This is a genomic window from Curtobacterium sp. NPDC090223 (assembly GCF_044746585.1).
In the GTDB taxonomy this organism is placed as follows: domain Bacteria; phylum Actinomycetota; class Actinomycetes; order Actinomycetales; family Microbacteriaceae; genus Curtobacterium.
In genome coordinates, this window is record NZ_JBIVCN010000002.1 from 356,456 (window position 1) to 380,711 (window position 24,256).

The 24,256-nt window shown below is 71.9% G+C and carries 26 protein-coding genes; 11 read left to right on the forward strand and 15 right to left on the reverse strand.

Going from position 1 to position 24,256, the window contains the following annotated elements:
* Window positions 1–38: 38 nt before the first annotated feature.
* Window positions 39–896 (reverse strand): DUF1206 domain-containing protein, encoded by an 858-nt coding sequence (locus ACIPJY_RS06285; RefSeq protein WP_400463813.1) that lies wholly within the window; start codon window positions 894–896, stop codon window positions 39–41.
* Between the two features lie 99 nt (window positions 897–995).
* Here ACIPJY_RS06285 and ACIPJY_RS06290 point away from each other — a divergent pair, with 99 nt between their 5' ends.
* Window positions 996–2,810, forward strand: a complete 1,815-nt coding sequence (locus ACIPJY_RS06290; protein WP_400463816.1) for a glycoside hydrolase family 15 protein — start codon at window positions 996–998, stop codon at window positions 2,808–2,810.
* 27 nt (window positions 2,811–2,837) lie between these two features.
* Window positions 2,838–3,434: a DUF1992 domain-containing protein gene (locus tag ACIPJY_RS06295; RefSeq protein ID WP_400463819.1), complete on the forward strand. Its 597-nt coding sequence runs from the start codon at window positions 2,838–2,840 to the stop codon at window positions 3,432–3,434.
* Between the two features lie 98 nt (window positions 3,435–3,532).
* On the opposite strand, the gene ACIPJY_RS06300 is transcribed toward ACIPJY_RS06295, so the two are convergent.
* On the reverse strand, window positions 3,533–4,213 hold the full coding sequence (locus ACIPJY_RS06300) for a hypothetical protein (protein ID WP_400468152.1): 681 nt from the start codon (window positions 4,211–4,213) through the stop codon (window positions 3,533–3,535).
* A 185-nt stretch (window positions 4,214–4,398) separates the two neighbouring features.
* Between ACIPJY_RS06300 and ACIPJY_RS06305 the strand changes: the two genes are divergently transcribed.
* The 6 genes from ACIPJY_RS06305 (at window position 4,399) to ACIPJY_RS06330 (ending at window position 9,518) form a co-directional block, all read left to right on the forward strand.
* Window positions 4,399–7,170, forward strand: a complete 2,772-nt coding sequence (locus ACIPJY_RS06305; protein ID WP_400466516.1) for a phosphoketolase — start codon at window positions 4,399–4,401, stop codon at window positions 7,168–7,170.
* On the forward strand, window positions 7,170–7,304 hold the full coding sequence (locus ACIPJY_RS06310; RefSeq protein WP_400466513.1) for a hypothetical protein: 135 nt from the start codon (window positions 7,170–7,172) through the stop codon (window positions 7,302–7,304). The genes ACIPJY_RS06305 and ACIPJY_RS06310 overlap by 1 nt, the downstream gene beginning before the upstream one ends.
* Complete coding sequence (locus ACIPJY_RS06315; RefSeq protein ID WP_400466510.1) at window positions 7,285–7,497, forward strand: hypothetical protein; 213 nt, start codon at window positions 7,285–7,287, stop codon at window positions 7,495–7,497. The genes ACIPJY_RS06310 and ACIPJY_RS06315 overlap by 20 nt, the downstream gene beginning before the upstream one ends.
* 26 nt (window positions 7,498–7,523) lie before the next feature.
* Window positions 7,524–8,207 (forward strand): fumarylacetoacetate hydrolase family protein, encoded by a 684-nt coding sequence (locus tag ACIPJY_RS06320; protein WP_400466508.1) that lies wholly within the window; start codon window positions 7,524–7,526, stop codon window positions 8,205–8,207.
* A 179-nt stretch (window positions 8,208–8,386) separates the two neighbouring features.
* Window positions 8,387–9,328, forward strand: a complete 942-nt coding sequence (locus ACIPJY_RS06325) for a sugar phosphate isomerase/epimerase family protein (RefSeq protein WP_400466505.1) — start codon at window positions 8,387–8,389, stop codon at window positions 9,326–9,328.
* A gap of 10 nt (window positions 9,329–9,338) precedes the next feature.
* A complete protein-coding gene (locus tag ACIPJY_RS06330; protein WP_400466502.1) occupies window positions 9,339–9,518 on the forward strand; it encodes a hypothetical protein in 180 nt (59 codons plus the stop codon).
* Between the two features lie 23 nt (window positions 9,519–9,541).
* Here ACIPJY_RS06330 and ACIPJY_RS06335 read toward each other — a convergent pair whose 3' ends face one another.
* From ACIPJY_RS06335 to ACIPJY_RS06365, 7 genes are all read right to left on the reverse strand, one after another.
* Window positions 9,542–9,871, reverse strand: coding sequence for a hypothetical protein (locus ACIPJY_RS06335; RefSeq protein WP_400466499.1), 330 nt, complete (start codon window positions 9,869–9,871; stop codon window positions 9,542–9,544).
* Entirely contained in the window at window positions 9,868–10,449 is a 582-nt protein-coding gene (locus ACIPJY_RS06340) for a hypothetical protein (protein ID WP_400466496.1), read from the reverse strand. The genes ACIPJY_RS06335 and ACIPJY_RS06340 overlap by 4 nt, the downstream gene beginning before the upstream one ends.
* Window positions 10,446–11,003, reverse strand: coding sequence for an RNA polymerase sigma factor (locus ACIPJY_RS06345; protein WP_400468163.1), 558 nt, complete (start codon window positions 11,001–11,003; stop codon window positions 10,446–10,448). Before ACIPJY_RS06345 ends, ACIPJY_RS06340 begins: the two co-directional genes overlap by 4 nt.
* A gap of 243 nt (window positions 11,004–11,246) precedes the next feature.
* Complete coding sequence (locus tag ACIPJY_RS06350) at window positions 11,247–11,435, reverse strand: hypothetical protein (protein WP_400466493.1); 189 nt, start codon at window positions 11,433–11,435, stop codon at window positions 11,247–11,249.
* Between the two features lie 148 nt (window positions 11,436–11,583).
* Window positions 11,584–14,133, reverse strand: coding sequence for an ATP-dependent DNA ligase (locus tag ACIPJY_RS06355; RefSeq protein ID WP_400466490.1), 2,550 nt, complete (start codon window positions 14,131–14,133; stop codon window positions 11,584–11,586).
* Entirely contained in the window at window positions 14,130–15,020 is an 891-nt protein-coding gene (locus tag ACIPJY_RS06360; RefSeq protein WP_400466487.1) for an SDR family oxidoreductase, read from the reverse strand. The genes ACIPJY_RS06355 and ACIPJY_RS06360 overlap by 4 nt, the downstream gene beginning before the upstream one ends.
* A gap of 34 nt (window positions 15,021–15,054) precedes the next feature.
* Window positions 15,055–15,612 (reverse strand): hypothetical protein, encoded by a 558-nt coding sequence (locus ACIPJY_RS06365; protein WP_400466484.1) that lies wholly within the window; start codon window positions 15,610–15,612, stop codon window positions 15,055–15,057.
* A 103-nt stretch (window positions 15,613–15,715) separates the two neighbouring features.
* Here ACIPJY_RS06365 and ACIPJY_RS06370 point away from each other — a divergent pair, with 103 nt between their 5' ends.
* A complete protein-coding gene (locus ACIPJY_RS06370; RefSeq protein WP_400466481.1) occupies window positions 15,716–16,699 on the forward strand; it encodes a Ku protein in 984 nt (327 codons plus the stop codon).
* 47 nt (window positions 16,700–16,746) lie between these two features.
* The gene (locus tag ACIPJY_RS06375; protein WP_400466478.1) at window positions 16,747–17,352 is read left to right on the forward strand and encodes an antibiotic biosynthesis monooxygenase; all 606 of its coding nucleotides are present in this window, start codon (window positions 16,747–16,749) and stop codon (window positions 17,350–17,352) included.
* Window positions 17,353–17,355: 3 nt separating this feature from the next.
* On the opposite strand, the gene ACIPJY_RS06380 is transcribed toward ACIPJY_RS06375, so the two are convergent.
* Genes ACIPJY_RS06380 through ACIPJY_RS06405 form a run of 6 tightly spaced genes read right to left on the reverse strand, consistent with a single transcriptional unit; the run spans window position 17,356 to window position 22,980 of the window.
* Window positions 17,356–17,973: a TetR/AcrR family transcriptional regulator gene (locus tag ACIPJY_RS06380; protein ID WP_400466475.1), complete on the reverse strand. Its 618-nt coding sequence runs from the start codon at window positions 17,971–17,973 to the stop codon at window positions 17,356–17,358.
* Window positions 17,970–18,668 carry a DUF998 domain-containing protein gene (locus ACIPJY_RS06385; RefSeq protein WP_400466472.1) on the reverse strand — a complete coding sequence of 233 codons (699 nt, stop codon included), beginning with the start codon at window positions 18,666–18,668 and terminating at the stop codon, window positions 17,970–17,972. The genes ACIPJY_RS06380 and ACIPJY_RS06385 overlap by 4 nt, the downstream gene beginning before the upstream one ends.
* 33 nt (window positions 18,669–18,701) lie before the next feature.
* Window positions 18,702–19,640, reverse strand: a complete 939-nt coding sequence (locus tag ACIPJY_RS06390; protein WP_400466469.1) for a Ppx/GppA family phosphatase — start codon at window positions 19,638–19,640, stop codon at window positions 18,702–18,704.
* Between the two features lie 30 nt (window positions 19,641–19,670).
* Window positions 19,671–20,531 (reverse strand): ribokinase, encoded by an 861-nt coding sequence (locus ACIPJY_RS06395; RefSeq protein ID WP_400466467.1) that lies wholly within the window; start codon window positions 20,529–20,531, stop codon window positions 19,671–19,673.
* On the reverse strand, window positions 20,528–21,958 hold the full coding sequence (locus ACIPJY_RS06400; RefSeq protein ID WP_400466464.1) for an MFS transporter: 1,431 nt from the start codon (window positions 21,956–21,958) through the stop codon (window positions 20,528–20,530). Before ACIPJY_RS06400 ends, ACIPJY_RS06395 begins: the two co-directional genes overlap by 4 nt.
* Before the next feature lie 5 nt (window positions 21,959–21,963).
* On the reverse strand, window positions 21,964–22,980 hold the full coding sequence (locus ACIPJY_RS06405; protein WP_400466461.1) for a nucleoside hydrolase: 1,017 nt from the start codon (window positions 22,978–22,980) through the stop codon (window positions 21,964–21,966).
* A 145-nt stretch (window positions 22,981–23,125) separates the two neighbouring features.
* On the opposite strand from ACIPJY_RS06405, the gene ACIPJY_RS06410 reads away from it, so the two are divergent.
* On the forward strand, window positions 23,126–24,124 hold the full coding sequence (locus tag ACIPJY_RS06410) for a LacI family DNA-binding transcriptional regulator (protein WP_400466458.1): 999 nt from the start codon (window positions 23,126–23,128) through the stop codon (window positions 24,122–24,124).
* Window positions 24,125–24,256: the final 132 nt, after the last annotated feature.

A 24,256-nucleotide genomic window follows, 5' to 3' on the forward strand; every position in this document is an offset into this window, starting at 1 on the left:
TCTACCGGGCACGGCTCCCGCACCACTCAGCCGCGGGGTCAGATCCGGGCGTACTTCGCGCGGACGAAGCTGTAGACGCCGAAGGCCAGGAACCCGATGCCGATCGCGACCAGCACGACGGCCCCGCCGGGCATCGAGCGCAGCGCGTCGAACGCCCCGTCGAGCCCGGTCGCCTGGTCGGGGTCGCTCCGGAACGCCGCGACGGCGATGAGCACGCCGACGATGGTCACCGCCACGCCCTTCGCCACGTAGCCGACCACGGCGACGACGGTCAGCGGGCGCTCGACGGCCTTCGGCGGTGTGACGAGCTGCTTCCGGTACGACCGACGCAGCCCGATCACGACCAGGCCCACCCCGATCGCGATCGCGATGCCGGCGGCGAGGAGGAGCACGAAGACCCCGCCGGGCGTCGCGAGCGTCTTCGCGGCCAGGCTGCGCGTCGACCCGCTCGAGCTCTTCCCGGCACCGAGCGCGTACGACCCGGCGGAGTACGCGATCACGCCGTAGACGACCGCCTTGCCGGCGTTCTTCGCGCGGTTCAGCCAGGCCCGCGCGCTGTCCGTCCGGCCGCCGACGACCGCCTCGACGACGAGCCGGATGCAGAGCGCCGCGGTGCCGACCGCGACGACCCAGAGCAGGACGACCCCGCCGGGCACGGCCGCGAGCTGCGCCAGCGCCCCGGACTGGTCGGTCTCGCCGGACTGCGATCCCTGCGAACCACTGCCGGCGGCCGCGTTCCCGATGCCGAGCAGGATCGCCAGGTAGCCGATGAGCAGGTGCACGACCCCGCTGCCGACGAAGCCGGCGCGGGCCGTGACCTCGAACCAGCGGCTGTCCGCCGCGCGGCGCGCCTGTCGTCCGGTCTCGCGGGCAGCCTCTTCGGCGGTGTCACTCATGCACTCGAGCGTGCCCGAGACCCCTGCGCGTGTCCGGGGTGCGCCCGCGGGGTACGGCGCGCGCGGCGGGTCCTGAGCGGACGCGGGCACGATGGGTGCATGTCGCAACGCACCCGAGACACCCCCGACGTGGACGAGACCGCCGAGCGGACCGACGGGTACGCACCGCTGCGCTCCTACGCGGCGATCGGGGACGGGCGCACCGTGGCCCTGATCGCGCAGGACGGCCGGATCGACTGGCTCCCGATCCCGTCGATGGACTCGCCGCCGGTGTTCGCCAGCATCCTGGACGCCGAGAACGGCGGCCACGTCGCACTCCGCCCCGTCGACCACGACGCGACGGCCACCCGCGAGTACGTCCCTGGGACGAACGTGCTCGTCACCACGTGGACCACGTCGACGGGCAGCTGCACCGTGACGGACGCGATGGTGACCGGTGTCGCGGGCCGGCTGCCGTGGGCGGAGATCGGGCGCTGCGTGCAGGGCGTCACCGGGACGGTCGAGCTCGAGTGGGCGGTCGTGCCCGGCACCCTGCTGGGCACCGCGGAGCCGAAGCGCCTCGACACGGTCAACGGCTCGGTGATCGGTGTCGACGGTGTCACCATCGCCATCGTCGAGCAGGGCTTCGACCCCGTGCACGAGGACGGACCCCGGTTCTCCGGCCGCTTCTCGACGACAGAGGGGTCGAAGGGGATCCTGACGATCGTCGGCACGCTCGACGAGCCGATCTTCCTGCCCGAGCCGGAGCTCACGATGCGGGGCATCGACCGGTCGATCGAGAACTGGGCGACCTGGTCGAAGGAGTTCTCCTACGACGGCCCGTGGGCGGACGCGGTGCAGCGGAGCGCCCTCGCGCTGAAGCTCCTGATCTTCTCGCCGACGGGTGCGATCGCGGCGGCGCCGACGACGAGCCTGCCGGAGGACCGGACCGGCGGGAAGAACTGGGACTACCGGTTCGCCTGGGTCCGCGACCTGTCGTACACGGTGCACGCCCTCGGCCGGTTCGGCCTCCGCGAGGAGACGCACGCCGCGGTGTCGTGGGTGATGCGCACGATCGCGAAGCACGACGACGACATGCCGATCTTCTACACGCTCGAGGGTGACGTCAGCAACGAGGTCGTCGAGCGCGACGTCCCCGGGTGGAACGGGATCGGGCCGGTCACCGAGGGGAACCGCGCGTCCGACCAGCTCCAGCTCGGCGTCTGGGGGGACGTCTTCGAGATCATGCGCCAGTACGTCCAGCAGGGCAACGTGCTCGACCGGAAGACGGCCGCGGTTCTCGAGGGCCTCGCCGACGACGCCTGCAAGCAGTGGGAGAAGCCGGACGCCGGCATGTGGGAGCTCGAGGACACGCAGCACTACACGACGAGCAAGATCGGCTGCTGGCAGGCCCTCGACGCCGCCATCGAACTGCACGACGCCGGGATGATCGACGGCTCCCGCGACATGTGGGACAAGAACCGGACCCTCATCGCGGACTGGGTCGCCGAGCACGGGTGGAACGAGGAGCTCGGCCACTACGTGATGCACCCGGAGACGGACGCGCTCGACACCTCGATCCTGATCCACGCGATGTCCGGCTTCGACCGCGGTCCGCGGATGGCCGCGACGATCGACGCGATCCGGGCGCAGTTGCAGCGCGGGCCGCTCGTGTACCGGTACTCGGGCATCGAGGACGAGGAGTCGCCGTTCGTGGCCTGCTCGTTCTGGCTCGCCGCGGCACTCGCCCGCATCGGCCGGGTCGACGACGCCCGCGCGCTGATGGACGACATGGTCGACCAGGCGAACGACGTCGGGCTCTTCAGCGAGATGCTCAGCGAGGACGGCGACTTCATGGGGAACATCCCGCAGGGCCTGTCGCACCTGGCACTCATCCAGGCAGCGCTGACCGTCGAGGAGCTCTCGACGGACTGATGGTGCACGGCGCATCATGGAACGACGATGAACGACATCGACGCACGCATGGACCGCCTCAGGAGGGCCGCCCGCTACCGCTACCAGCAACTCGTCGACAGCGAGATCGAACGCGGTTCGCTCGACCCCGACGAGGTCCGCGAGGAACGACGGCTGCTCAAGGCGGCCGACGTGGCGGCGCACGCCCGGGCGCAGATCGAGGAAGCCGAGCGCCGGGGCGTCTTCGAGGGCAACCCGTACCACGGCAAGCCGCTCCCGGGGAACGACGGGCAGCACGACCCGGACTGGTGGATCAAGTCGAAGATCGAGCGTGAGGACATCCGGGGCATCGCCCCGCCCGCGCTCGCACTCCGCACCGAGGACGCCGGACTGGACGACGCACTCGACGCGCTCTCCCGCGAGGACGACGTCCGCGACGTCCTCGTCGACTTCAACGCCCGCGTGAAGGAGGCCCGTCGGCAACTCCTCGGTGGGCCGCCCGTCGTCACGCCCCTCCGGGACGTCGACGTCGAGATCGCGGCGTGGCACGAGCGACGGGAGGCCCGGCTGGCGTCCGCAGCGCGCGCTGCGGACGCGCTGCGGCTCGAGTCCCGGCCACGTCGCTGGTGGCGCCGGCGCGGCTGAGCCGACCCGGGCCTCCCGGCCGCGCCGCAGGCAGACGGAGAACGCCGCCCCCGTGTCGGGGGCGGCGTTCTCGTGTGTGGTGCTGTGGTGCGGGGGTGTTACTTGATCTGGGCGGTGATGGTGGCGGTCCCGACGAGCAGGCCGGCCTTGACGGCGTCGGTCTTGAAGGTGCTGTTGAGCAGCTTCGCGGCGTCGCTGGAGACGTGCACGGTGGTGCCGGTCAGGATCGCGTTGTCGCCCTCGAGCTGGAGCGGCTTGAGGGTGCCACCGTGCAGGGAGAACAGGTACGCGTTGGCCGCGGCGACCTGGCCGTTGACCAGGACGTCACCGTAGAGCTTGGACGAGCCCGGGTTCACGACGAAGTTCTCCAGCGTGACCGTGGTGTCGCCGGCCTTGAGGGTCAGACCCGAACCGTTGTGGTCCAGCAGGCCCTGCACGTAGGGACGGTAGTCGCCCTTGGGGTTCCAGTACGTGACGCTCCCGGCGGTGATCGGGAAGGACACGGCGCCGTCGGCGAGCTTCGCGGAGCCGGACACGCCGGGGGTGAGCTTCAGGGCGGTGAGGGCGTCGGTGAAGCCGGAGTCGAGGGCGACGGAGGTGTTGCCGCCGAGGACCTCGGGCACCGATGCGACCGGGGCCGGGATCTTCGAGGACGAGGACGCGACGGTGTGGATCGTCGGGGTCGAGGCCTGCGCGGCCGAGACGCCGAACCCGGCACCGCCGAGGATGATCGCGCCGGCAGCGGCGAGGGAGACCGTGGTCTTGGTGAACTTGCGCATGGGGACTGATCCTTTGCTGTGGTGGGCTCCTCCGGCACGCTCCTGTGCGTACGCCGAGCACCGGCCGTGTTCGACCGGAGAGCGCCCTGGGCATTTGCCCTGTGCAGATGATTCGGCACCCCTCCCCGAACGGATTGGACGAGTTTCTGGATTCCTTCCGGCTCCCGCATCCGTACCGTGGGGGCATGGCTCCTGAGCACCTGGCGACGACCGACCGGATCCGCGCGATCGACGCGTGGTGGCGCGCCGCGAACTACCTCACCGTCGGGCAGATCTACCTGATGGAGAACCCGCTGCTGTCCCGCCCGATCGAGCCCGCCGACGTCAAGCCGCGGCTGCTCGGACACTGGGGCACCTCCCCCGCGCTCAACCTCGTGTACGCGCACTGCAACGCGCTGATCAGCTCGTCCGACCGGGACATGCTCTACGTCTGCGGCCCCGGACACGGCGGCCCGGCGATGAACGCGAACGCGTGGCTCGACGGCACGTGGCAGGAGCTCTACCCCGGCACGACCCTGCAGCAGTTCTTCCGGCAGTTCTCGTTCCCCGGCGGCATCCCGTCGCACGCTGCGCCGGAGACGCCCGGCTCGATCAACGAGGGCGGCGAGCTCGGCTACTCCCTCGCGCACGCGTACGGGGCGGCACTCGACAACCCCGACCTCGTCGTCACCTGCGTGGTCGGCGACGGTGAGGCCGAGACCGGCCCGCTCGCCGGCTCGTGGCAGGCGCACACGTTCATCGACCCCGTCGCCGACGGCGCGGTGCTGCCGATCCTCAACCTCAACGGGTGGAAGATCGCGAACCCGACCGTCCTGGCACGGATCCCCGGCGAGGACCTCACCGCGTACTTCCGCGGCCTCGGGTACGACCCGATCGTCGTGGACTCCGCACGCGTCGACGACGACCCCTTCGCCGTGCACGCGCTGTTCGACGGTGCACTCCGGCGGGCGCTCGCGACGATCGACGACATCCAGGCCGCCGCCAGGGGCCAGGCGGCGCGCGCCGCCGCCGGGGAGATGGCCGGCGCGTCGGACCTCCGACCGCGGTGGCCGATGATCATCCTGCGGACCCCGAAGGGCTGGACCGGCCCGAAGGAGGTCGACGGCGAGCGCGTCGAGGGCACGTTCCGCGCGCACCAGGTCCCGCTGCCGGCCGTGCGCGAGAACGACGAGCACCGCGCGCAGCTGCAGTCGTGGATGGAGTCGTACCGGCCGGCGGAGCTGTTCTCCGAGGACGGCGAGGGCGTCGGGCTGCTCGAGGGCATCCGGCCGGTCGGCGACAAGCGGATGAGCGCGACGCCGCACGCGAACGGCGGCCGGATCCGGACGGCGCTCGACCGACCGGGGCTGTCCTCGTACGCGGTCGATCCCGGCACGACGGCCTCGGCCACCGGCACGCTCGGACCGTGGGTGGCGGCGCTCACCGCGCAGAACCCCTCGTCCTTCCGGCTGTTCGGGCCGGACGAGACCGTGTCGAACAAGCTCGACGCGGTGTTCGACGTCACGAACCGGGTCTGGCGCGCGGCGAACAGTCCGGACGACGAACACATCGCACCCACCGGACGCGTGATCGAGATCCTGTCCGAGCACCTGCTCGAGGGGATGCTCGAGGGCTACGTGCTCTCCGGTCGCCACGGCGTCCTCAACACGTACGAGGCGTTCGCGCACATCATCGACTCGATGGTCGGGCAGTACGCCAAGTGGCTGGAGTCGTCGGCCGACATCGACTGGCGCGCGCCCGTCTCGAACCTGACGATCCTGCTCTCGTCGCACGTGTGGCGGCAGGACCACAACGGCTTCTCGCACCAGGACCCGGGCTTCCTGGACGTGGTCGCGTCGAAGCAGCAGGACTTCGTCCGGATCAAGCTGCCCGCCGACGCGAACACGTTGCTCGCGGTCGCCGAGCACGCCATGGAGACGACCGACCGCATCGAGGTCATCGTCGCCGGCAAGCACCCGGAGCCGGTGTTCCTCTCGCTGGAGGACGCCGTCGCCCACGCTTCCGCGGGGCTCGGCGTGTGGGACTGGGCCGGCACCGAGGCGTCCGTCGGGCGCGCCGACGTGGTGCTCGTCAGCGCCGGCGACGTACCGACCGTCGAGACCGTGGCGGCGGCCGACATCATCCGGCAGCACGCGCCGGACGTCGGGGTGCGGGTCGTGAACGTCGTCGACCTGCTGGCGCTCGGGGACACCCGGAAGCACTCGCACCCGGTCTCGGACGAGCGCTACGACGAGCTCTTCCTGCCCGGTACCCCCGCCGTCTTCGCGTTCCACGGGTACCCGTCGCTCGTGCACCAGCTGACCTACCGTCGGCACGGGCACGACGACCTGCACGTGCACGGGTTCCTCGAACGGGGCACGACCACGTCGCCGTTCGACATGCTCATCCGGAACGAGATGGACCGGTTCGCGCTCGCGCACGACGCCCTGACCCGGGTGGCGGACGGGTCGGACCGGTTCGCGTCGCTGCTCGACCGGCTCACCGAGGCGCGCGACGCCGCGCGGGTGTACGCCTACGCGAACGGGGAGGACCACCCTCCGTCGCGGGGTGGGAGTTCTCGGGGTGGCCGCAGGACGAGCCCGCCTCGGGTGGGACGGGCGGGGACCCGGGCGAGGGCGAGACGGAGGGCGCTGCGCCGGGGCGCTGAGGCATCCGTCCACAGCCTGGAAGCTCGGCTCGCCGTCCACAGGTCGGCCGTCGGTCCGTCCCGGGGCTCGCCTCGGGACGCACGATGGTCGGCATGGACGGCACCTGGATCGGTTGGACGAGCGCACTCGTCTCGGTGGTCAGCGCCTGCGGCGCGGTCGCGGCCACGGTCGTCACGGTGCTCGAAGGGCGCGCAGCCCGGCGAAATACCGAGACCTTGTCCCATCGCGATCTCTGGTGGCAGCGTTGGTCCTGGGTCGCCGACCGGACGACCTCAGCGAACGCGGAACGCCGCGACGCGGCGATGCTGATGGTGCATGCGCTCACCACACGCAAGTGGATCACGCGTGACGACCAGTGGGTGCTCGAGGAGCTCGAACGGCGCGAGTACACGGCGGAACGGACGACGAAGAACAGGAGCGGTGATGATCTCGGAGGCGAGTGACAAGGCGTTCAAGCGATGGCTCGACGTGCTCGAGTTCACGACTCCGGCCCTGATGGCGGACCCGCATTACGGGCCGATCAAGCGCGCTCGCGGGGACGAAGAAGAGCTGCGGCAGCTCCGGATCGAGTGGCGCGAGCGACAGGAGCGCGCCCGAGCCCGGAAACTGCGGGAAGAAGCGTCGTTCGCGGACTGATCGGGCCGACGTGGCACGCTGGAGCCGTGTCCGACCTCGTGATCCCGGCCCCGCCCGTCCCGACCCTCCCGACGTCCTCCGGCGGGCGCTTCCCCGTCCGGCGCGTGTTCTGCGTCGGACGGAACTACGCCGCGCACGCGCGGGAGATGGGGCACGACCCGGACCGCGAGCCGCCGTTCTTCTTCACGAAGCCCGCGGACGCGATCGTGACCGACGGCGCGGACACCCCCTACCCGACCGAGACCGACCGCCTCGAACACGAGGTCGAGCTCGTCGTGGCGATCGGCACCGGCGGAGCGGACATCGCTCCCGCGCAGGCGCTCGACCACGTCTGGGGCTACGCCGTCGGACTCGACCTCACCCGGCGTGACCTGCAGGCGGAGGCCAAGCGGCTCGGGCGTCCGTGGGACATGGCGAAGGGGTTCGACGCCTCCGCACCGATCGGCACCGTCGTCCCCGCAGCAGCGGTCGACCCCGCGGCCGGGGCCGTCGAGCTCCGCGTCGACGGCGAGCTCCGGCAGGCGGGCGACCTCGCCGACCAGATCTGGTCCGTCGCCGAGGTCATCGCGTCGCTCTCCCGGTTCGTCCGACTCGAGCCGGGGGACCTCGTGATGACCGGGACACCGGACGGGGTCGGCCGCATCGACCGTGGCGCCCTGCTCGAGGGCACCATCGCGGGCGTCGGGCGGGTCACCACGCGCATCGTGTGATGCGGCACGTGCGCAGCCGCGCCAGATGACGCGGGTGTTTCGGAGCGCTGGGACCGTTCCGAGCCTCGGGGAGTACCACTGAGCCTGACGCCGTGCGGGAACCCGGCGTCGACATCACTGGGCGGGGACGGTGGACGTCGGGGACGACCACCGCCGGGCTGCCGGATTCGAGGTGCGACGTGCTGGAACACGACTTGCTCGCCACGTCCTGGACATGGGACGGCGACGAACCCGTCGACGCGCGCGTCCGCGCCGTCGGGGACGCCGGGTTCGCGGGGATCTCCCTCGCCCTCGACGACCTGCACGAGGTCCGGGCCACGATCGGGTTCGCCCGGCTCCGTCGGATGCTCGACGACGCCGGCATCGTCTGGGTACAGCTCGGGACCCTCGGGAACTGGTGGACGTGCACGAGCCGCACGACGGGTGAGGACGCCGACCGCGGCGTGCTGCTCGAGGCCGCCGCGTCCCTCCGGGCGTGGCAGGTCGTCGCCCGGGCGGACGTCACGCTGCCCGGTGTGTCGCCCGCCGCGATGCTCGAGGACTGGGCCGTGCTCGCCCGGCAGGCCGAGGGGGTCGGTGCACAGCTCGTGCTGGAGCCCGAACCGTGGTCGAACCTGCCCACCGTCGAGCGGGCGTCGCGGTTCATCACCGCCGCCGGTGCCGGAGGCCTGCTGCTCGACGCCATGCACGCGCTCCGCGGCGGCTCCACGCTGGCGTCCATCCGCCAGGGCGTGATGCCGTCGACCCTGGCGGCGGTCGAACTGAGCGACGGTCTGCTGTCCACCCCGAGCGGGATGACGCTCGCCGACGAGTCCCGCGACGGCCGGTACCTGCCCGGTGCCGGAGCGTGGGACATCCCCGGGTTCATCCGTGTCGTCCGCGAACTCGGCTACGACGACCCGTGGGGCGTCGAGGTCCGGACCCCGGCGCACCGCGCGCTCCCGATCGCGGACGCGCTCCGGACGGCCGCTGCTGCCACCCGTGCGGTGCTCGACGCCGCCGATGCCTACGGCGCCCCGGCCGCACCGGCGATGCCGACGTCGCCCGCGCCGACCTCGGCGGTCGACTTCGAGCCGCCGCAGCGCCCACGCCGGGAGACCGGTTCAGGCGCTCCCGCGTAACGTCGGCGCCATGAGTGAGCAGGCACCCACCGGAGACGACCGACTGCTGCGCGAGTCGCAGGACACGATCGATGCGGCCAAGGCAGCGGCGGCCGAGGTCGTCGAGCCGTCCGAGGACGAACTCATCGACGAGGACCTCCCCGTGGCGGACGACGCCGAACCCGCGGACGGGCCCGCACCAGCAGCCTGACCGATCACCCGGCTGCCTCGCGCTCAGGTGATCTCGACCACCCGGACCGTCACGTCCGTCCGACGCTGACCCACGACGTCGGCCAGGCACGCGACGATCGCGTCCCGCGCCGCCCGGAGACTCGCGGCCGCCGGACGTCCGGCGTCGATCGTGACCACGGCGCGCACCCGCACCCGATCTGCACGGTCGTCGACGAGCACGGCGCCGCCGTCCCGCGGCAGGTCGAGGACCGACCGGACGTCGCGCACGAGCACGGCGAGGCTCGGGCCCGGCGGGATGACGGAGCGGACGCCGTCGACCGCGAGGACCGCTTCGGTCGCGATCCGGGACAGCGTGCGGGTGTCGGTGTTCACGAGGGCCTCCCTGGGGTGAGGACGTCCGCCACGCGGACCGTGAGCGCGTGCACCGGGAAGGGCGCGTGGTCCGCGAGCGCCGCGGCCACCAGTGTGCGGAGCGCATCGGCGCGCTCACGCACCGGCGCGTCGGCCGTGACCGCGATCGTGACTTCGACGTCGATCGGTGTGCCGGGGGTCCCGACGTCACCGGTGAAGCGCGTCCGGCGGACGAGCACGCCGGGTACCGAGTCGCCGAGTCGGCGGACCAGACCGCGGAGCGCACCCTCGGTGACGACGAGCGTCGAGTCCGGGTCGTCGTCCGGGACGGGGATGTCCCGCCCCGCGTGCGCGGTCGTCCTGATGGTCGCGAGCACCCCGGTGATCCAGGCCTCGTCCGCGCCGTGGGCCGCTCGCACGTCCGACGCGAGGAGGTCGCTCGAGGCCTCCCGCAGGGCGCGGAGTCGCTGGAGCGCCCGGGCGGCGTCGGGGTCGCCTTCGATGTCCTCGCGGACCGGGTCCGCGCCGGAGTCCAGGTAGTCGGAGAGCTCGTCGAGCGTGAAGGCACCGTACCGGTCGTCGACGTCGTCGTCGTTCATCGCCACCCCTCCATCTGCTCGAGCACCGTGCGTCGGGCCCGCGCGAGCGCACCCCTGACCGCCGTGGTCGACATCCCGGTCTCCTCGGCGATCTCGGCGTAGGACGCACCGCCGACCTCGCGCATCACCCAGACTGCACGCTGCGCATCCGGCAGGTTCTGCGCGATGCGGGCGAGTTCGTCCACCTGCATGCGCGTGATGACCACCTCGTCGACCGGACGCTCGTCGCCGACCTCTGGAACGGCCTCGAGGTCGAGGTGCGGGTGGCGTCGACGGAGCCGGTCGAGGGCCTTGTTCGCGGCGATCCGGAAGAGCCACGAGCGCACGCGGTCCGGGTCCTCGACGCGGTCGATGCGCTGCCACGCCTGCAGCGATGCTTCTTGCACGGCGTCGTCGGCCTCGCCGTCGCCGTACCCGAGGATCCGGGCGGCGTAGGCGCGCATGAGCGGGCCGTACCGGCGGATGAGCACGCCGAACGCTGCGGTGTCGCCGTCCGCGGACCGCTCGACGAGCGAGCCGTCTGACAGCGACGAGAGCGGCTGGTCCTCGGTCAGGAGTCGGCCTTCCGGATCGGTTTCGGGTTCCTGCGTGACGAATCGCCCACTCGGGACGTCTTTGTGTACGTGCCCATCATCCGCGCCGTCTTCGTGCGGGTGATCTGAGCGCGCCGTGGTCGGTCATCCCTGAACGGCCGGCCACGGCGCTTCGGTGGCGGTCCGTGCGTTCCCTGATCCGGCGCACGGGCCGCCGCGCCGATGTGCGCCGGCCCGGACGCGGCGTGCGGGCGTCGCGGTTCCTCAGTCGTCGGCCCCGGCGAGCTCGTCGACCCCGGCGGCGTCGACCTCGTCGCCGAGGAAGTCCGCGTACGTCACCTCGGGGTCGGAAACGACCACCCCCGGGTCGACGGACTTCCGCGGCGCCTGGTCCCCCGAGATCGCGACGCGCTCCTCCGGAGTGAACGGTGGCAGGTAGTTGCTCGCGCTCATCGCCGCACCCTTTCGTCCCGAGGAACGTAACAGTCAGGCACGTTTTCCTCAGTGATCGTCAGGGATTCGTCCCCCGGCCGACAGCGGGACGGGGGACGGAAGTTCGCCTCCAGCGGACCTCATGCGGATGCATGGGTCGAGTGCGCGCTCACTCTCGGACGACGTCCTCCGGCGACTTGTCGGTGCGCCAGCCCCGCCACGACGGCTGCCGCAGCCGACCGTCCGCCGTCCACTCCGCGAACTCGACCTCCCCGACGCGCTTCGGCGTGACCCAGTGGGCATCCCGGGCGTCCGGTCGGGGCACGTCGACGAACGGGGACGTCTTCCGCTCGAGCGGCGCGAGGACGTCGGCGATCTCGTCGAGGTCGCGGTCGCGGAACCCGGTGCCGACCTTCCCGACGTACTGCAGCCCGTCGTCCCCGGGGATCCCGAGGAGCAGTGAGCCGACGCCGCCCTCACGTCGGCCGCTGCCGGGCTTCCATCCGGCGACCACGACCTCTTGTGTGGCGTGGTGCTTCAGCTTGAGCCAGGCTTCGGAACGACGGCCCTCGGCGTAGCGAGAGGAGCGCTTCTTCGCCACGACGCCCTCGAGCCCCTCGGCCTTCGAGTCCGCCATCGCGCGGTCGAGGTCGCCCTGGTACGCCTTCGGGACGTCGATCGCCCCGCCCGGCTCGACCACGGTCTCGAGGGCTTCGCGGCGGTTGTCGTACGCCAGCCGGGTCAGCTCGTGGCCGTCCGCCTCGAGCACGTCGAAGAGCAGGAACCGGACCGGCGTGCGTTCCCGCGCAGCATCGACCTCGCGCTTCTTGGTCAGTCCCATCCGGTTCTGCAGCAGCTGGAAGCTCGGCCGCCCGCGGTCGTCGAGCGCCACGACCTCACCGTCGAAGACCCCGTCGACGCCGGCCCGCTCGCCGAGCTCCTGGAGTTCCGGGTACTGCGCCGTGAGGTCGTTGCCGTTCCGGCTGCGGAGCGAGACCGTGCCGTCCCGGACCGTCGCGAGCGCCCGGACACCGTCCCACTTCATCTCGAACGCCCATTCATCCGCGCCGAGCCGGGGTTCGCCCTTCGCCAGGGTCGCCTGCATGGTGCGGCGCTCGACGGGGTCGGTCGATGCGGCAGCGGCACCGGAGATGCGCTCGCGGCCGTCATCGTGCCCGTGCCCGCTCCGGGGTCGGGGCGCGGGCGTCGTCCCCGTGGGCTCCGCGGTGGCGTCGGGTTGGTCCTTCGTCAGGTGGATGAGCCAGTTCTTCTCGTCCCCCTCACGGCCGCGCCCCCGTCCGCGGGTGTGCAGGAGCGCGAGCCGGCGGTTGCCGTGCGTCCGGCCGTGCAGCGTGACGATGACCTCTTCGCCCTCTCGCCACTTCTCGAGCTCGTAGGTGCCGTCGTCCCAGATCGTGACGGTCCCGCCGCCGTACTCGTCCTTCGGGATCGTGCCCTCGAAGCCGCCGTACTCGAGCGGGTGGTCCTCGGTCATCACCGCGAGGTGGTTCTTCCCCGGGTCCGTCGGCTCGCCCTTCGGCAGCGCCCAGCTGACGAGCACGCCGTCGTGCTCGAGCCGGAAGTCGTAGTGGTCCCGTGTGGCGTGGTGCTCCTGGATGACGAAGGTCGGCGTGCCGTCCTGTCGCACGGTCGGGGCGTCCTGCGGGACGGGTTCGGGGGTCTTCGACGCATCGCGCTTCGCGCGGTAGGTCGACAGCCGGTCGTCCCCGTGGTCGTGCGTCCGTTCCTGTCGTTCGGACTCGTTGGCCTGCTTCGTCCGGTCGCTGTCCCAGTGTCCGTCGTCGGCCCGGCCGACGGCCAGCGACGCCGCCGCCACCGGGTGCAGGAAGTCGCCGCGGTCGTCCACCCGCTCGAGGACCTCGTCCAGGGTCAGCTGGGCGAGACCCTTCTCCGTGAGCTCCTTCCACGTGCGCGGCGCCGCGACGGTCGGTTGCTGGCGACCGCGCAGCGAGTACGGCGCGATCGTCGTCTTGTTGCCGTTGTTCTGCGACCAGTCGACGAACACCTTCCCCGTGCGCTCGGCACGGCTCATCGAGGACAGGACCAGGTCGGGCATGTCCTGTTCGAGTGCCTTCGCGAGTTCGTGGGCGACCTCGGACACGTGGTTCGTGGCGGACCGGCCGTCGAGTGCGGCGTACAGGTGGATGCCCTTCGACCCCGACGTCACCGGGTACGGCTCGAGGCCCATGCCCTGCAGGAGTTCTCGTGCGGCGACCGCCACCTCGACGCACTCGGCGAGGCCCACGCCGTCACCGGGGTCGAGGTCGAGGACCAGCCGGTCCGGGTTCTGCTGGCCACCGCGCGGGCCGAAGCGCCACTGCGGCACGTGGAGTTCGAGCGCGGCCTGCTGCGCCATCCAGACCAGCGTCGGCAGGTCGTCGACGATCGGGTACTCGTTGTCGTGCTCGGAGTGCTGGATCGTGTGGTGCCGGACCCAGTCCGGCGCGGAGTCCGGCAGGTTCTTCTCGAAGAACACCTTGCCGTCGACGCCGTTCGCCCACCGCTTCCGGGTGACCGGGCGGTCCTTGACGTGCGGGATCATCCACGGGGCGACCCGCTCGTAGTACTCGATCACCCGCCCCTTCGTGGTGCCCGTCTCCGGGTAGAGCACCTTGTCGAGGTTGGTCAGCGCGAGCCGACGGTCCCCGACGAGCACCGTGGTCTTCCGGGCGGCGGTGCTCGGACGGGCCGGACTCACAGCGCCACCCCGGTCGCTCCCGCCACCGTCAGCGTCGTGCCGGACGTGTAGGACGACTCCGGCCCGGCCAGGTAGACGTATGCGCTGCCGAGTTCCACGGGCTGTGCCGGACGGCCGAACGGCGTGCCCTGCCCGTAGGCCGCGATCTCGTCGCCCGGGTAGCTGATCGGCTGCAGGGGTGTCCACACCGGCCCCGGCACCACCGTGTTCGCCCGGATGCCCTTCGCCGCGAGCTGTCGCGCCAGCCCGTTCGTGTACGTGATGATCGCCGCCTTCGTGGCCGCGTAGTCGATCATCCGGCCCTGCGGTTCGTACGCGGACACCGAGCTCGTCGTCACGATCGCGCTGCCGGGCGCCATGTGCGGCACTGCGGCTCGGACCAGCCAGAACATGGCGTACACGTTGGTCTTCATGGTGCGGTCGAAGTCCGCCGTGGACTGCTCGGTGACGTCCTCGTGCACCTGCTGGGCGCCGGCGACCAGCACGAGCGCGTCGAGTCCACCGAGCTCGCTGACGGCGGTGCGCACCAGCTCGGTGCAGAAGTCCTCGTCGGTGAGGTCGCCCGGCAGCATCACGACGTTCCGTCCGAGGTCCGCGATGTGGTCGCGCACCTCGGTCAGGTCGTCGATCTCCTCGGGCAGGGCGTTCAGGGCGACGTCCGCGCCCTCTTTCGCCATCGCGATCGCCACCGCGCGGCCGATCCCCGAGTCGGCCCCCGTGACGAGCACCCGGTAGCCGGGCATCCGCCCGGTGCCGAGGTAGCTCGTCTCGCCGTGGTCCGGTGGCGGGTCCATCTCGCTCGCGCGCCCCGACCCCTGCTGCGTCTGCGCGGGGAACGGCGGGCGCGCGTACTTCGTCCGCGGGTCGTCCTTGTCGAGCTGGCTCATGCGCCCATCGTGCTCGCGGAGGCCGCGCGGCGGTTCAGTTCGAGGACTCCTGTGGAGGAACGTCCCGAGGAACCTCGCTGTGGACGACGGCAGGACGGCGTGCCAGCAGCGCCGCGACCGGCCGGCGCCACCGCGCCCACGTCGCGGCCTGCTGCGTCGCGAGCTCGGTCCAGATCGCCGCACTGATCCACGCCGTCGGCGACCCCGTGACGGCCGACCCCACGCTCAGCGCCACGATCACCACGCCCAGCGCCGCGGCGACGAGTCCCATCGTCAGGTCGTCCTGCCGCTGGGCCACACGCGGCCGCCAGACAGCATCGGGGACGTCGTCCGGGACGGTACCGCTCCTGATCCACTGCCGGGTCTCGACCACCGCGAGCCGTCCGCCGCGGCGCTGCCATCCCCACCACGTCCCGACCGGGGCGAGCACGAGGAGGACGACGGCGCCGCCGATCAGGAACCCGGCAGACGGGTCGTGGCCGACCGCGCCGTAGAGGAGCCCGATGGCCAGCCACACCGCGGGTCCGGACACCGCGGCGAGTGCGAGCCGCCACAGGGCACCCCGATCGACGTCTCCCCGGTGCCCCGCCATGTGCCCGACGGTACCGCTCGGCACGGACGGCGTCCGCTCCCCGCAGCCTCCGGATCGCCCGGAGATCCGCACGCGACCGGCTGGACACGGGCATCATGTGCCCATGAGGTCGATCTGGAAGGGCTCCATCGCGTTCGGGCTGGTCAACGTGCCGATCAAGGTCTACGCCGCCACGGAGACGCACGACGTCTCGATGCACCAGGTCCACGACGAGGACAAGGCACGCATCCGCTACAAGCGTGTCTGCGAGCTCGGGCACGAGGTCGAGTACGCCGACATCGAGCGCGCGTACGACGACGGCGAGAAGACGGTGGTGCTCACCGCCGACGACTTCAAGAAGCTCCCGCAGGAGCAGTCGCACGAGATCGAGGTGCTCGAGTTCGTGCCGGTCGACCAGGTCGACCCGATGATGTTCGAGAAGACGTACTACCTGGAGCCGGACTCCCGCTCCCCCAAGGCCTACGTCCTGCTCCGGAAGACGCTCGAGGAGACCGACCGTCTCGCGATCGTGCAGTTCACGCTGCGGCAGAAGACCCGACTCGGGGTGCTCCGGGTGCACGACGACGTCCTGCTCCTGCAGGGGCTGCTCTGGGGCGACGAGGTCCGCGCGGCCGACTTCAAGGCGCTCGACACCTCGGTGAAGGTGAGCGCGAACGAGCTGAAGATGTCGTCGTCGCTCGTCGAGAGCATGTCGACGGACTTCGACCCGGACCGCTACACCGACGAGTACCAGGTCGAGCTGCAGCAGCTCATCGACGCCAAGCTCGAGTCCGGCGACGACATCGACACCGAAAAGACGTTCGGTGAGCAGCCCGAGTCCGACGACGAGGGCGGCGACGTCATCGACCTGATGGCCGCCCTGCGGGCGTCCGTGGACAAGAAGCGGACGGGAGGCTCCGGGTCGCGTTCGTCGTCTGGCTCGCGTTCGTCCGGGTCCGCGTCCGGCACGTCGGGTTCCGACACGAAGTCGGCGTCCGCCACGAAGTCCACGGCGGCGAAGAAGGCTCCGGCGAAGTCCGTGGCGGCGAAGAAGGCCCCGGCGAAGAAGCCCGCCACGAAGACCGCAGCGAAGAAGAAGGCGAGCTAGCCCGGCCGTGTCACGAGCGTGAAACACGGATCCGCGAGACTGGTCCCATGACTCCAGAAGAGCCTGGGGCCTTGTCGTCGCCACCCGCGACCGATGGCCCACCCGTCACCGTCTCGATCACCCGCCTGGTCGAACCCGACCGCATCCCCGAGGTCACCCGCTGGGTGCAGTCCGGCGTGAACCTGGCGAACCGCTACCCCGGGTTCCTCGGCTCCGGATGGGTCCGCTCCCGCGCGCAGTCCCGCGAGTGGCACATGCTCTACCGGTTCGCGGACCACGACTCCCTGTCGACGTGGGAGAACTCCGACGACCGGCTGCGGTGGCTCGACCTCGGCCGTGACCTCGTGGTGGAGTCCCGCGTCGAGAAGCGCACCGGCATCGAGGGGTGGTTCGACGTCCCGCAGGACGCCCCGTCCTCGAGCGCTCCCCCGCGGTGGAAGCAGGCGGTGAGCATCTGGCTCGGGTTCTTCCCGGTGAACCTCGTGTTCACGATCCTGGTCGGGCTGCTCGTGCCGTCGTTCGCGGGCCTCGCGGCGCTGCCCCGGGTGCTCATCACGACGCTCGTGCTCACGCCGATCATGACGTTCTGGGTGCTGCCGTTCGTCACCCGGATGATCCGACCGTGGCTGCTCGCCCCGCCGAGGCGCCGGTAGACCTCAGCGCGCCGGGGGCGCCCCGCCATGGCCGAGGGTGCTCCACCCGACGTCGAGCAGGACCGGACGCGCCTGTTCCGGCGAGGCCTCGGTCTCGTAGGTGAGCGAGAGCACGATGACCGCGCCGAACGCACCCGTCACCCGGGCCCGACGGTCGAGCGTGACCGCTGCGGCGTCCTCGATGTCGATGTCGAACATGCCCAGGAGTGCTGCGCCCATGGGCTCGAGGCGCTCGCTCAGGTCGTCGCCCCGACGGAGGGCGAGGCCCGCCAGCGCGAACTCCGCCCACCCCGGCCGTTCGAGCGCCAGGTCGGTGACGGCCGCCAGGGCAGCGGCATCCCGTCCCGGGCCGGCCGCGACGCCGGTGACCGCGTCACGGATCGCCTCCGTCTGCTCGATGCACCGCCGGACCGCGGCGGCGACGAGCGCGTCCTTGCTGGCGAACCGTGCGAGGACCGCGGCCTTGGAGTACCCGGCCTGGTCCGCGACGGCCTGGACCGCGGTGTCCTTGATGCCGCGCCGGGCGATGAGCCCAGCGGTGATGTCGAGCAGGTCGCGCTCGATCTCGGCACTGGTCTGCCGACCGCGGCCGCGCGCAGCCCGGTCGCCCGCGCGGGTCATGCGCGCACCCCGGCCCGTCGGCGGAGCACGCCGGCGAGCAGGACCGCACCGGACAGGAGCTCCCACGCCACGATCGTGTACACCGACGCACGCTCCCACACGCCGTCGGGGAACACGGTGATCGCGGTGGAGCCCGAGTCCACCAGGAGCATCACCAGGGACACGATGCCGACGATGCCGAGCACGACGCTGGCGACCCGGTAGGCCCTCGGTGCCCCGACGGCACGGGACGACGCCCCCGCCACGATCGCGACGACGTTGCCGCTGACGATCGCGACGGCGGCCCCGAGCACGTGCAGGACGATCGCACCGTCGTCTGCGCTCGCCTGGCTGCCGTGGAAGAGCCCGACCAGGGTGATGCCGACGAAGTGCGCGACCGCGAGCACGGCCACGACCCGCCAGGCACGGTGCGACACCGACCGGGCGGCGCGGGCGGCGAGGAGTCCGGCGAGCGCGAAGAGCACCCCATGCCCGATGAACGTCGTGTTCATGACGGCACTCAGCGGGGAGTCGATCGCCCGGCCCTGGAACGACCCGACGTCGGGCACGCCGAGGTCGGAGATGTAGTTCGTCGCGTAGCTGTACGCCGGGAAGGCCGATGCGGTGACGGCTTCCCCGGTCAGCCAGCCGACCCCGGCGAGCAGCCAGAGGACGGCGGAGGTGACGGGGATGCGCGGCGGCAGCGTTCGACTCATGTGACCATTATGGTCATGTTGTGACCAGAATGGTCAAGCTCCGAGCACGGACAACTGGTCGAGCCGCTCCAGGATCACGCCCTCGCGGAGTGCCCACGGGCAGATCTCCAGCGCCGGCAGGTCGAAGATGTCCAGGCACGCTTCCGCGACGAGCGCGCCGGGGACGATCTGGTGCGCCCGGCTGACGGACACCCCCGGGAGCGTCGCGAGCTCGTCGACCGACATCGTCAGCAGCGAGGGCAGCCGCTCGCGCAGGACCGCGCCGTCGAGCGAGCGCGGCACGAGCGGCCCGGCCCCGGACGGCGCCGCCCCGCAGATCCGCGCGATCGAGCGGAACGTCTTCGAGGTCGCCACGGCTCGGTCCGGCGCACCGGACCGCAGCAGCTTGCCGGCGTCCCGCGCGATCTCGACGCGGATCTCGTGGCGGATCCGGCGGACGTCGTCGGCGGTCGGGGTCCCGGACGCGAAGAACGACCGGGCGAGCCGTGCCGCACCGATCGGCATCGACCACGCGACGTCGGGGGCCTCGTCCGCCCCGCCGGCGATCTCGAGCGAGCCGCCGCCGATGTCGAACACGGCCAGCCGACCGGCGGACCAGCCGAACCAGCGGCGCACCGCCAGGAACGTCAACCGGGCCTCGTCCGAGCCCGAGAGCACGGCGAGTTCGACGCCCGTGCGGTCCTCGACGTGGGCGAGCACGGCCTCGGAGTTCACGGCGTCACGCACGGCCGAGGTCGCGAACCCGAGCATGTCCTCGCAGCCGCGTTCCTCGGCGACCCGCACCGACTCGGCGACGAAGTCGGTGAGGGCGTCGATACCGAACCGCGTGACCGCCCCGTGCTCGTCGAGGTGCTCGGCGAGCCGGAGCGGCTGCTTGTACGACGACGCCGGCAGCGGCGCCGCGCCGCCGTGGGCGTCGACCACCAGGAGGTGGCCGGTGTTGGACCCGATGTCGAGGACTCCCACGCGCATGCACGCAAGATACCGGGACGGAGGCCCGGCTCACGCCCGCAGGAACGCATCCAGCTGGTCCGTGGTCGGGTAGGACGCCTGTGCCCCGGCTCCGGTGGCGGCGTACGCGCCGACACCGGCGGCGTACCGCGCGGCGTCGACGAGCGAGTCGCCCGCGGCGAGCCGGAGCGCCACGGCACCCATGAAGGCGTCGCCGCACCCCGTGGTGTCCACGGCCTGCACCGGGATCGCCGGGACCTCGACGGGGTCGGCGTCGCCGTCGTGCACGACACTGCCGTCGCCGCCCCGGGTGACGATCGAGCGGGCGACACCGTGGTCGCCGAGCTCGGCGGCCTCGTGCTCGTTCACCAGCAGCACGTCGGTGAGGTCGAGGAGCTCGCGGGGCACGTCGCCGAACGGGGACAGGTTCGTCAGGACCGTGACACCGGCGTCGTGCGCGGCCCGGGCGGCGGCGAGCACCACGTCGATGGAGACCTCGAGGCAGAGCCCGAGCACCGCGGCACCCGTGAAGGCGTCGGCGGGGACGTCGTCCGGCGTCAGCGTGGCGTTCGCGCCGCCGGAGATCACGATGGTGTTCTCCCCCTGCGCGTCCACGGTGATGACGGCGGTGCCGGTGGCGACCCCCTCCCGGACGGCGACGTGCGTCGTGTCCGCACCGGCAGCCGCGACGGAGTCGCGGAGCAGCGCACCGTTCCCGTCGTCGCCGACCGCACCGATCATGCGCACCGTGCCCCCGAGCCTCCCGGCGGCCACCGCCTGGTTGGCGGACTTGCCCCCGGGGAGTGTGGCGAGGTCGGACCCGTGCAGGGTCTCACCGGGCTTCGGGAAGCGGTCGGTGCGGACCACCAGGTCCGCGTTCAGCGACCCGACGATCACGATGGTGTCGGTCAACGGACGGTCTCCTTCTGCGGGGCCACGGACGTGGTCTCGGCGCTCTCCGGACGGGGGATCAGGAACGAGACGGCGAGCGCGGCGATGGTGATCACGGCACCGAGCAGCATGCCACCCGAGTAGCCGGCGGTCCCCGCTGACCCGCCGACGCCGAGGGCGATCTGCAGGGCCGGCAGCACGGCGAAGCTGACACCGGCGCCGAGGTTGAAGGCGCCCGCGTTCAGGCCGGGCAGGAAGCCGGGGTTCGACTCCGGGGACAGCACGATGCCGAGGCCGTTCAGGATGATGTTCGCGATGCCGGCGTAGGTGATGCCGATGAGCACGGTCGCGGCGACCAGCACGGGGAGCGAGTGCACCCCGACGAACGCCATGAGGAGCGTGGCGACGATGCTGCCGACCAGCCCGACGCGCAGGATCGCCCGGTACCCGATGGTCGGGGCGAGGCGGCCGGCGAACGGGCCGACGATCCAGCCGACCAGCGCGTACGGCGTGAGGAACACGAGCGAGGCGAGGTCGGCCTCCATCCCGAACCCGGCGTCGTGGTTCTGCGCGAGGCTCGTGACGAGTCCGTTCACGACGGCGAAGACGCCCGTCATGGTGAGGAACGTCGTCGCGAGGAGCGCCCACGTCGCCCGACGCTTCAGGAACCGGGTTTCGACCAGGGGCTCCTTCACGCGGGACTCGACCGCCCAGAACACGGCGAAGGCCGCGAGCGCGACCACGATCCCGCCGACGACGAGGACCGGGTTGGCGGCACCGAGCTTGCCCGCCTCGTTGAAGGCGGTCAGCAGCGCACCGACGGAGACGACCAGCGGCACGACGCCGATCCAGTCCATCCGCGTGCCGACGGACGGCTTCGACTCGACGCCCCAGACGGCCACCATCCCGAGCGCGATGACCGTGACGACGGCGATCACCCAGAAGATCCCGCGGAAGCCGAAGTTCGTGGCGATCCAGCCGCCGGCGAGCGAGTCGATCCCGGCGATGCCGCCGTTCACCGCGGTGAGCAGGCCGAGCGCGGCGCCGTAGCGCTTCGGGTCGGCGATCTCGTTGCGGAGCACGAGCAGGCAGATCGGGACGACCGGGCCGGTGACGCCCTGGATGATGCGGCCGGCGAAGAGCATCGGCACGTTGACCGCGAGCGCGGCCACGATGCTGCCGACGAGCATCACCGCGAGCATGCCGATCAGCACGCGCTTGCGGCCGACGATGTCGGACAGGCGCGGCAGGAACAGCGAGAAGAGCGCGGCGAGCGTGAAGTGCAGGGTCTGCGAGAGCCCGATCGTCGCGTCGTCGGTCTTGAGCTCCCGCGCCATGGTGACCAGGGCGGGGCTGAGCATGCTCGCGTTGAGCTGGAACGCGATGCAGGCTGCGAGGAGCGCGGCGGTGAGTGCGCCGATCGACTTCTTCGTCGATGAGGTGGTCATGGTTCTCAGATCTCCGTGGTGGTGACGGTGGCGCCGGCTTCGACGGCGGTGGCGGCGGCGCGGGGGGTCCAGCCGGTGTCGGGGGTCTCGCCGATGCGCTCGAGGGCGTCGACGACGAGGTCCCAGAAGCGGCCGTGGTCGAGCTCCATCGCGGCGCTCGTGCGGCAGTCCTCCGGGGCGGGGGCGCGGAAGTCGGCGACGGTCATGCCGAGCGTCAGCGTGCCCTGGGTCTCGATGTGGATCGGGACCTTCACGGCCCGGACGATCGTCGGGTCGATGACGTACGCGACGGCGCAGGGGTCGTGCACGGGCGGGGAGTCGAAGCCCTGCGCGTCCTTGTAGGTCTGGCCGAAGAAGTCCAGCAGCTCGCCGACGAACGCGGCCGGGCCGGTGCCGACGGCGGCGATGCGTGCGGCGACCTCGGGGGTGGCGAGGGCCTGGTGCGTCAGGTCGAGGCCGACCATGACGACGTCCCAGCCGGCGTCGAAGACGATCGAGGCGGCCTCGGGGTCGATCACGATGTTGAACTCGGCGACCGGGCTCCAGTTGCCGACGTGCACGCCGCCGCCCATCAGCACGACCTGCTTGACGCGCTCGACGATGCGGGGCTCCTTGCGCGCGGCGAGGGCGATGTTCGTCAGACCGCCGGTCGGCACCAGCGTGACGGTGCCGGGCTCGTGCGCCATGACGGTCTCGATGATGAGGTCGACCGCGTGCCGCTCGTCCAGGTCGAATGGGGGCTCGGGCAGCATCGGCCCGTCCAGGCCGCTCTCGCCGTGGATCGACGGCGCGACCTCGATCTGGCGGAGGATCGGGCGGTCGGCGCCGGCGGCGAACGGGACACCGGTGATGCCGGCGATGCGGGCGACCGCGAGGGCGTTGCGGGTGACCTTCGGCAGCGTCTGGTTGCCGACGACGGTGGTCACGGCCAGGAGCTCGATGTCCGGGTTGCCGTGGGCGAGCAGGATCGCGACGGCGTCGTCGTGACCGGGGTCGCAGTCGAGGATGATCTTCTCGGGCACTGGTGCTCCACTTCGCTGGGGATCCGGGTCCGACCCGGGATGTCGATGGCCTGACGCGCCATGCACGCCGCGTCAAGCGTTTGACATCACACCGCATCAAACGCTTGACGTCAAGTCCGGCGGGTCGGATCGGTAGCATCGACGCGTGGCGCCCCCTCCTCCGAACTCCCGTCGCGTCACCGCGGCGATGGTCGCCGAACGCGCCGGGACGAGCATCGCGACGGTCTCGCTCGTCGTGAACGGCAAGGACCGCGGGCGGGTCTCCGTGCCGATCGCCACGCGTGTCCGTGACGCCGTCGAGGAGCTCGGGTACGTCGTCGACCACGCCGCCAGCTCCCTGGCGCGGGGCAGCGGCGACCTGGTGGTCCTCATCGCGCCGGACCTGTCGAACCCGTTCTTCGCCGAGGTCATCCGCGGCGTGCGGGACACCGTCGGCGACCGCTTCCAGCTGGTGCTCTCGGTCACCGAGCGCGGTGCGCAACCGGTCGACGCCGACGTCAAGCGGTTCGAGCGGCTCCGCCCCGCCGGGATCCTCGTCGACGCCCCGGCCGCGGGCGAGTCGATGTCCGCGAGCGTCCCCGTCGTGCTGCTCGACGCCCCGGGAGGCACCGACGCCGTGAACTACGACCTCTCCCCCGGTGTCTCCGCGCTCGTCGCACACCTGGCTGCGGCCGGACACCGTCGGGTCGGGTACCTCGACGGGACCTCGCGGGCGACGACGTTCGCCGTCCGCCGGTCCCTGTTCGAGGACGCCTGCGCCGCGGCGGGCATCGCGGTGTCGGAGACCGGCGCCCAGGCCGACCTGACGATCGACGCCGCCGCTGCCGCGGTGGACGCCGTCGTCGACACGTGGCTCGCCGAGGGGGTCACGGCCGTCGTCGCCGCTGCCGACACCCTGGCGTACGGGGTGCTCCGTGTCGCCGCTGCCCGAGGCATCGGCGTTCCCGCGGGTCTCGCCGTCGCGGGCTTCGACGACCTGCCGTCGTCGTCCGTCACCGCGCCGGCCCTGACGAGCGTGGCGCTCCCGGGCGCCGATCTCGGTCGGGCCGCTGCGCTCCAGCTGCTCGCGATGCTCGACGGCACCTCGGCGCCGGCCCCGTCGCTCCCCACGAGGCTCATTCCCCGCGCGAGTACCGGCGCCTGAGGCGCCCGGCGCGGGCGGCCGCGGGGCCGCGGGGCCGCGGGGCGCTGGCGCGGGTGCGGCGGCACGCGGGGCCGCGGGGCGCTGCGCGGGTGCGGCGGCACGCGGGGTTCGACACGGCGCCAGTCGAACGAC

Bases quoted from the DNA above. Each gene is read 5' to 3' on its own strand.
- ACIPJY_RS06285 (WP_400463813.1), bottom strand. From the start codon at position 896: ATGAGTGACACCGCCGAAGAGGCTGCCCGCGAGACCGGACGACAGGCG.
- ACIPJY_RS06290 (WP_400463816.1), top strand. From the start codon at position 996: ATGTCGCAACGCACCCGAGACACCCCCGACGTGGACGAGACCGCCGAG.
- ACIPJY_RS06295 (WP_400463819.1), top strand. From the start codon at position 2,838: ATGAACGACATCGACGCACGCATGGACCGCCTCAGGAGGGCCGCCCGC.
- ACIPJY_RS06300 (WP_400468152.1), bottom strand. From the start codon at position 4,213: ATGCGCAAGTTCACCAAGACCACGGTCTCCCTCGCCGCTGCCGGCGCG.
- ACIPJY_RS06305 (WP_400466516.1), top strand. From the start codon at position 4,399: ATGGCTCCTGAGCACCTGGCGACGACCGACCGGATCCGCGCGATCGAC.
- ACIPJY_RS06310 (WP_400466513.1), top strand. From the start codon at position 7,170: ATGGTGCATGCGCTCACCACACGCAAGTGGATCACGCGTGACGACCAG.
- ACIPJY_RS06315 (WP_400466510.1), top strand. From the start codon at position 7,285: ATGATCTCGGAGGCGAGTGACAAGGCGTTCAAGCGATGGCTCGACGTG.
- ACIPJY_RS06330 (WP_400466502.1), top strand. From the start codon at position 9,339: ATGAGTGAGCAGGCACCCACCGGAGACGACCGACTGCTGCGCGAGTCG.
- ACIPJY_RS06340 (WP_400466496.1), bottom strand. From the start codon at position 10,449: ATGAACGACGACGACGTCGACGACCGGTACGGTGCCTTCACGCTCGAC.
- ACIPJY_RS06350 (WP_400466493.1), bottom strand. From the start codon at position 11,435: ATGAGCGCGAGCAACTACCTGCCACCGTTCACTCCGGAGGAGCGCGTC.
- ACIPJY_RS06360 (WP_400466487.1), bottom strand. From the start codon at position 15,020: ATGAGCCAGCTCGACAAGGACGACCCGCGGACGAAGTACGCGCGCCCG.
- ACIPJY_RS06365 (WP_400466484.1), bottom strand. From the start codon at position 15,612: ATGGCGGGGCACCGGGGAGACGTCGATCGGGGTGCCCTGTGGCGGCTC.
- ACIPJY_RS06370 (WP_400466481.1), top strand. From the start codon at position 15,716: ATGAGGTCGATCTGGAAGGGCTCCATCGCGTTCGGGCTGGTCAACGTG.
- ACIPJY_RS06375 (WP_400466478.1), top strand. From the start codon at position 16,747: ATGACTCCAGAAGAGCCTGGGGCCTTGTCGTCGCCACCCGCGACCGAT.
- ACIPJY_RS06380 (WP_400466475.1), bottom strand. From the start codon at position 17,973: ATGACCCGCGCGGGCGACCGGGCTGCGCGCGGCCGCGGTCGGCAGACC.
- ACIPJY_RS06385 (WP_400466472.1), bottom strand. From the start codon at position 18,668: ATGAGTCGAACGCTGCCGCCGCGCATCCCCGTCACCTCCGCCGTCCTC.
- ACIPJY_RS06390 (WP_400466469.1), bottom strand. From the start codon at position 19,640: ATGCGCGTGGGAGTCCTCGACATCGGGTCCAACACCGGCCACCTCCTG.
- ACIPJY_RS06400 (WP_400466464.1), bottom strand. From the start codon at position 21,958: ATGACCACCTCATCGACGAAGAAGTCGATCGGCGCACTCACCGCCGCG.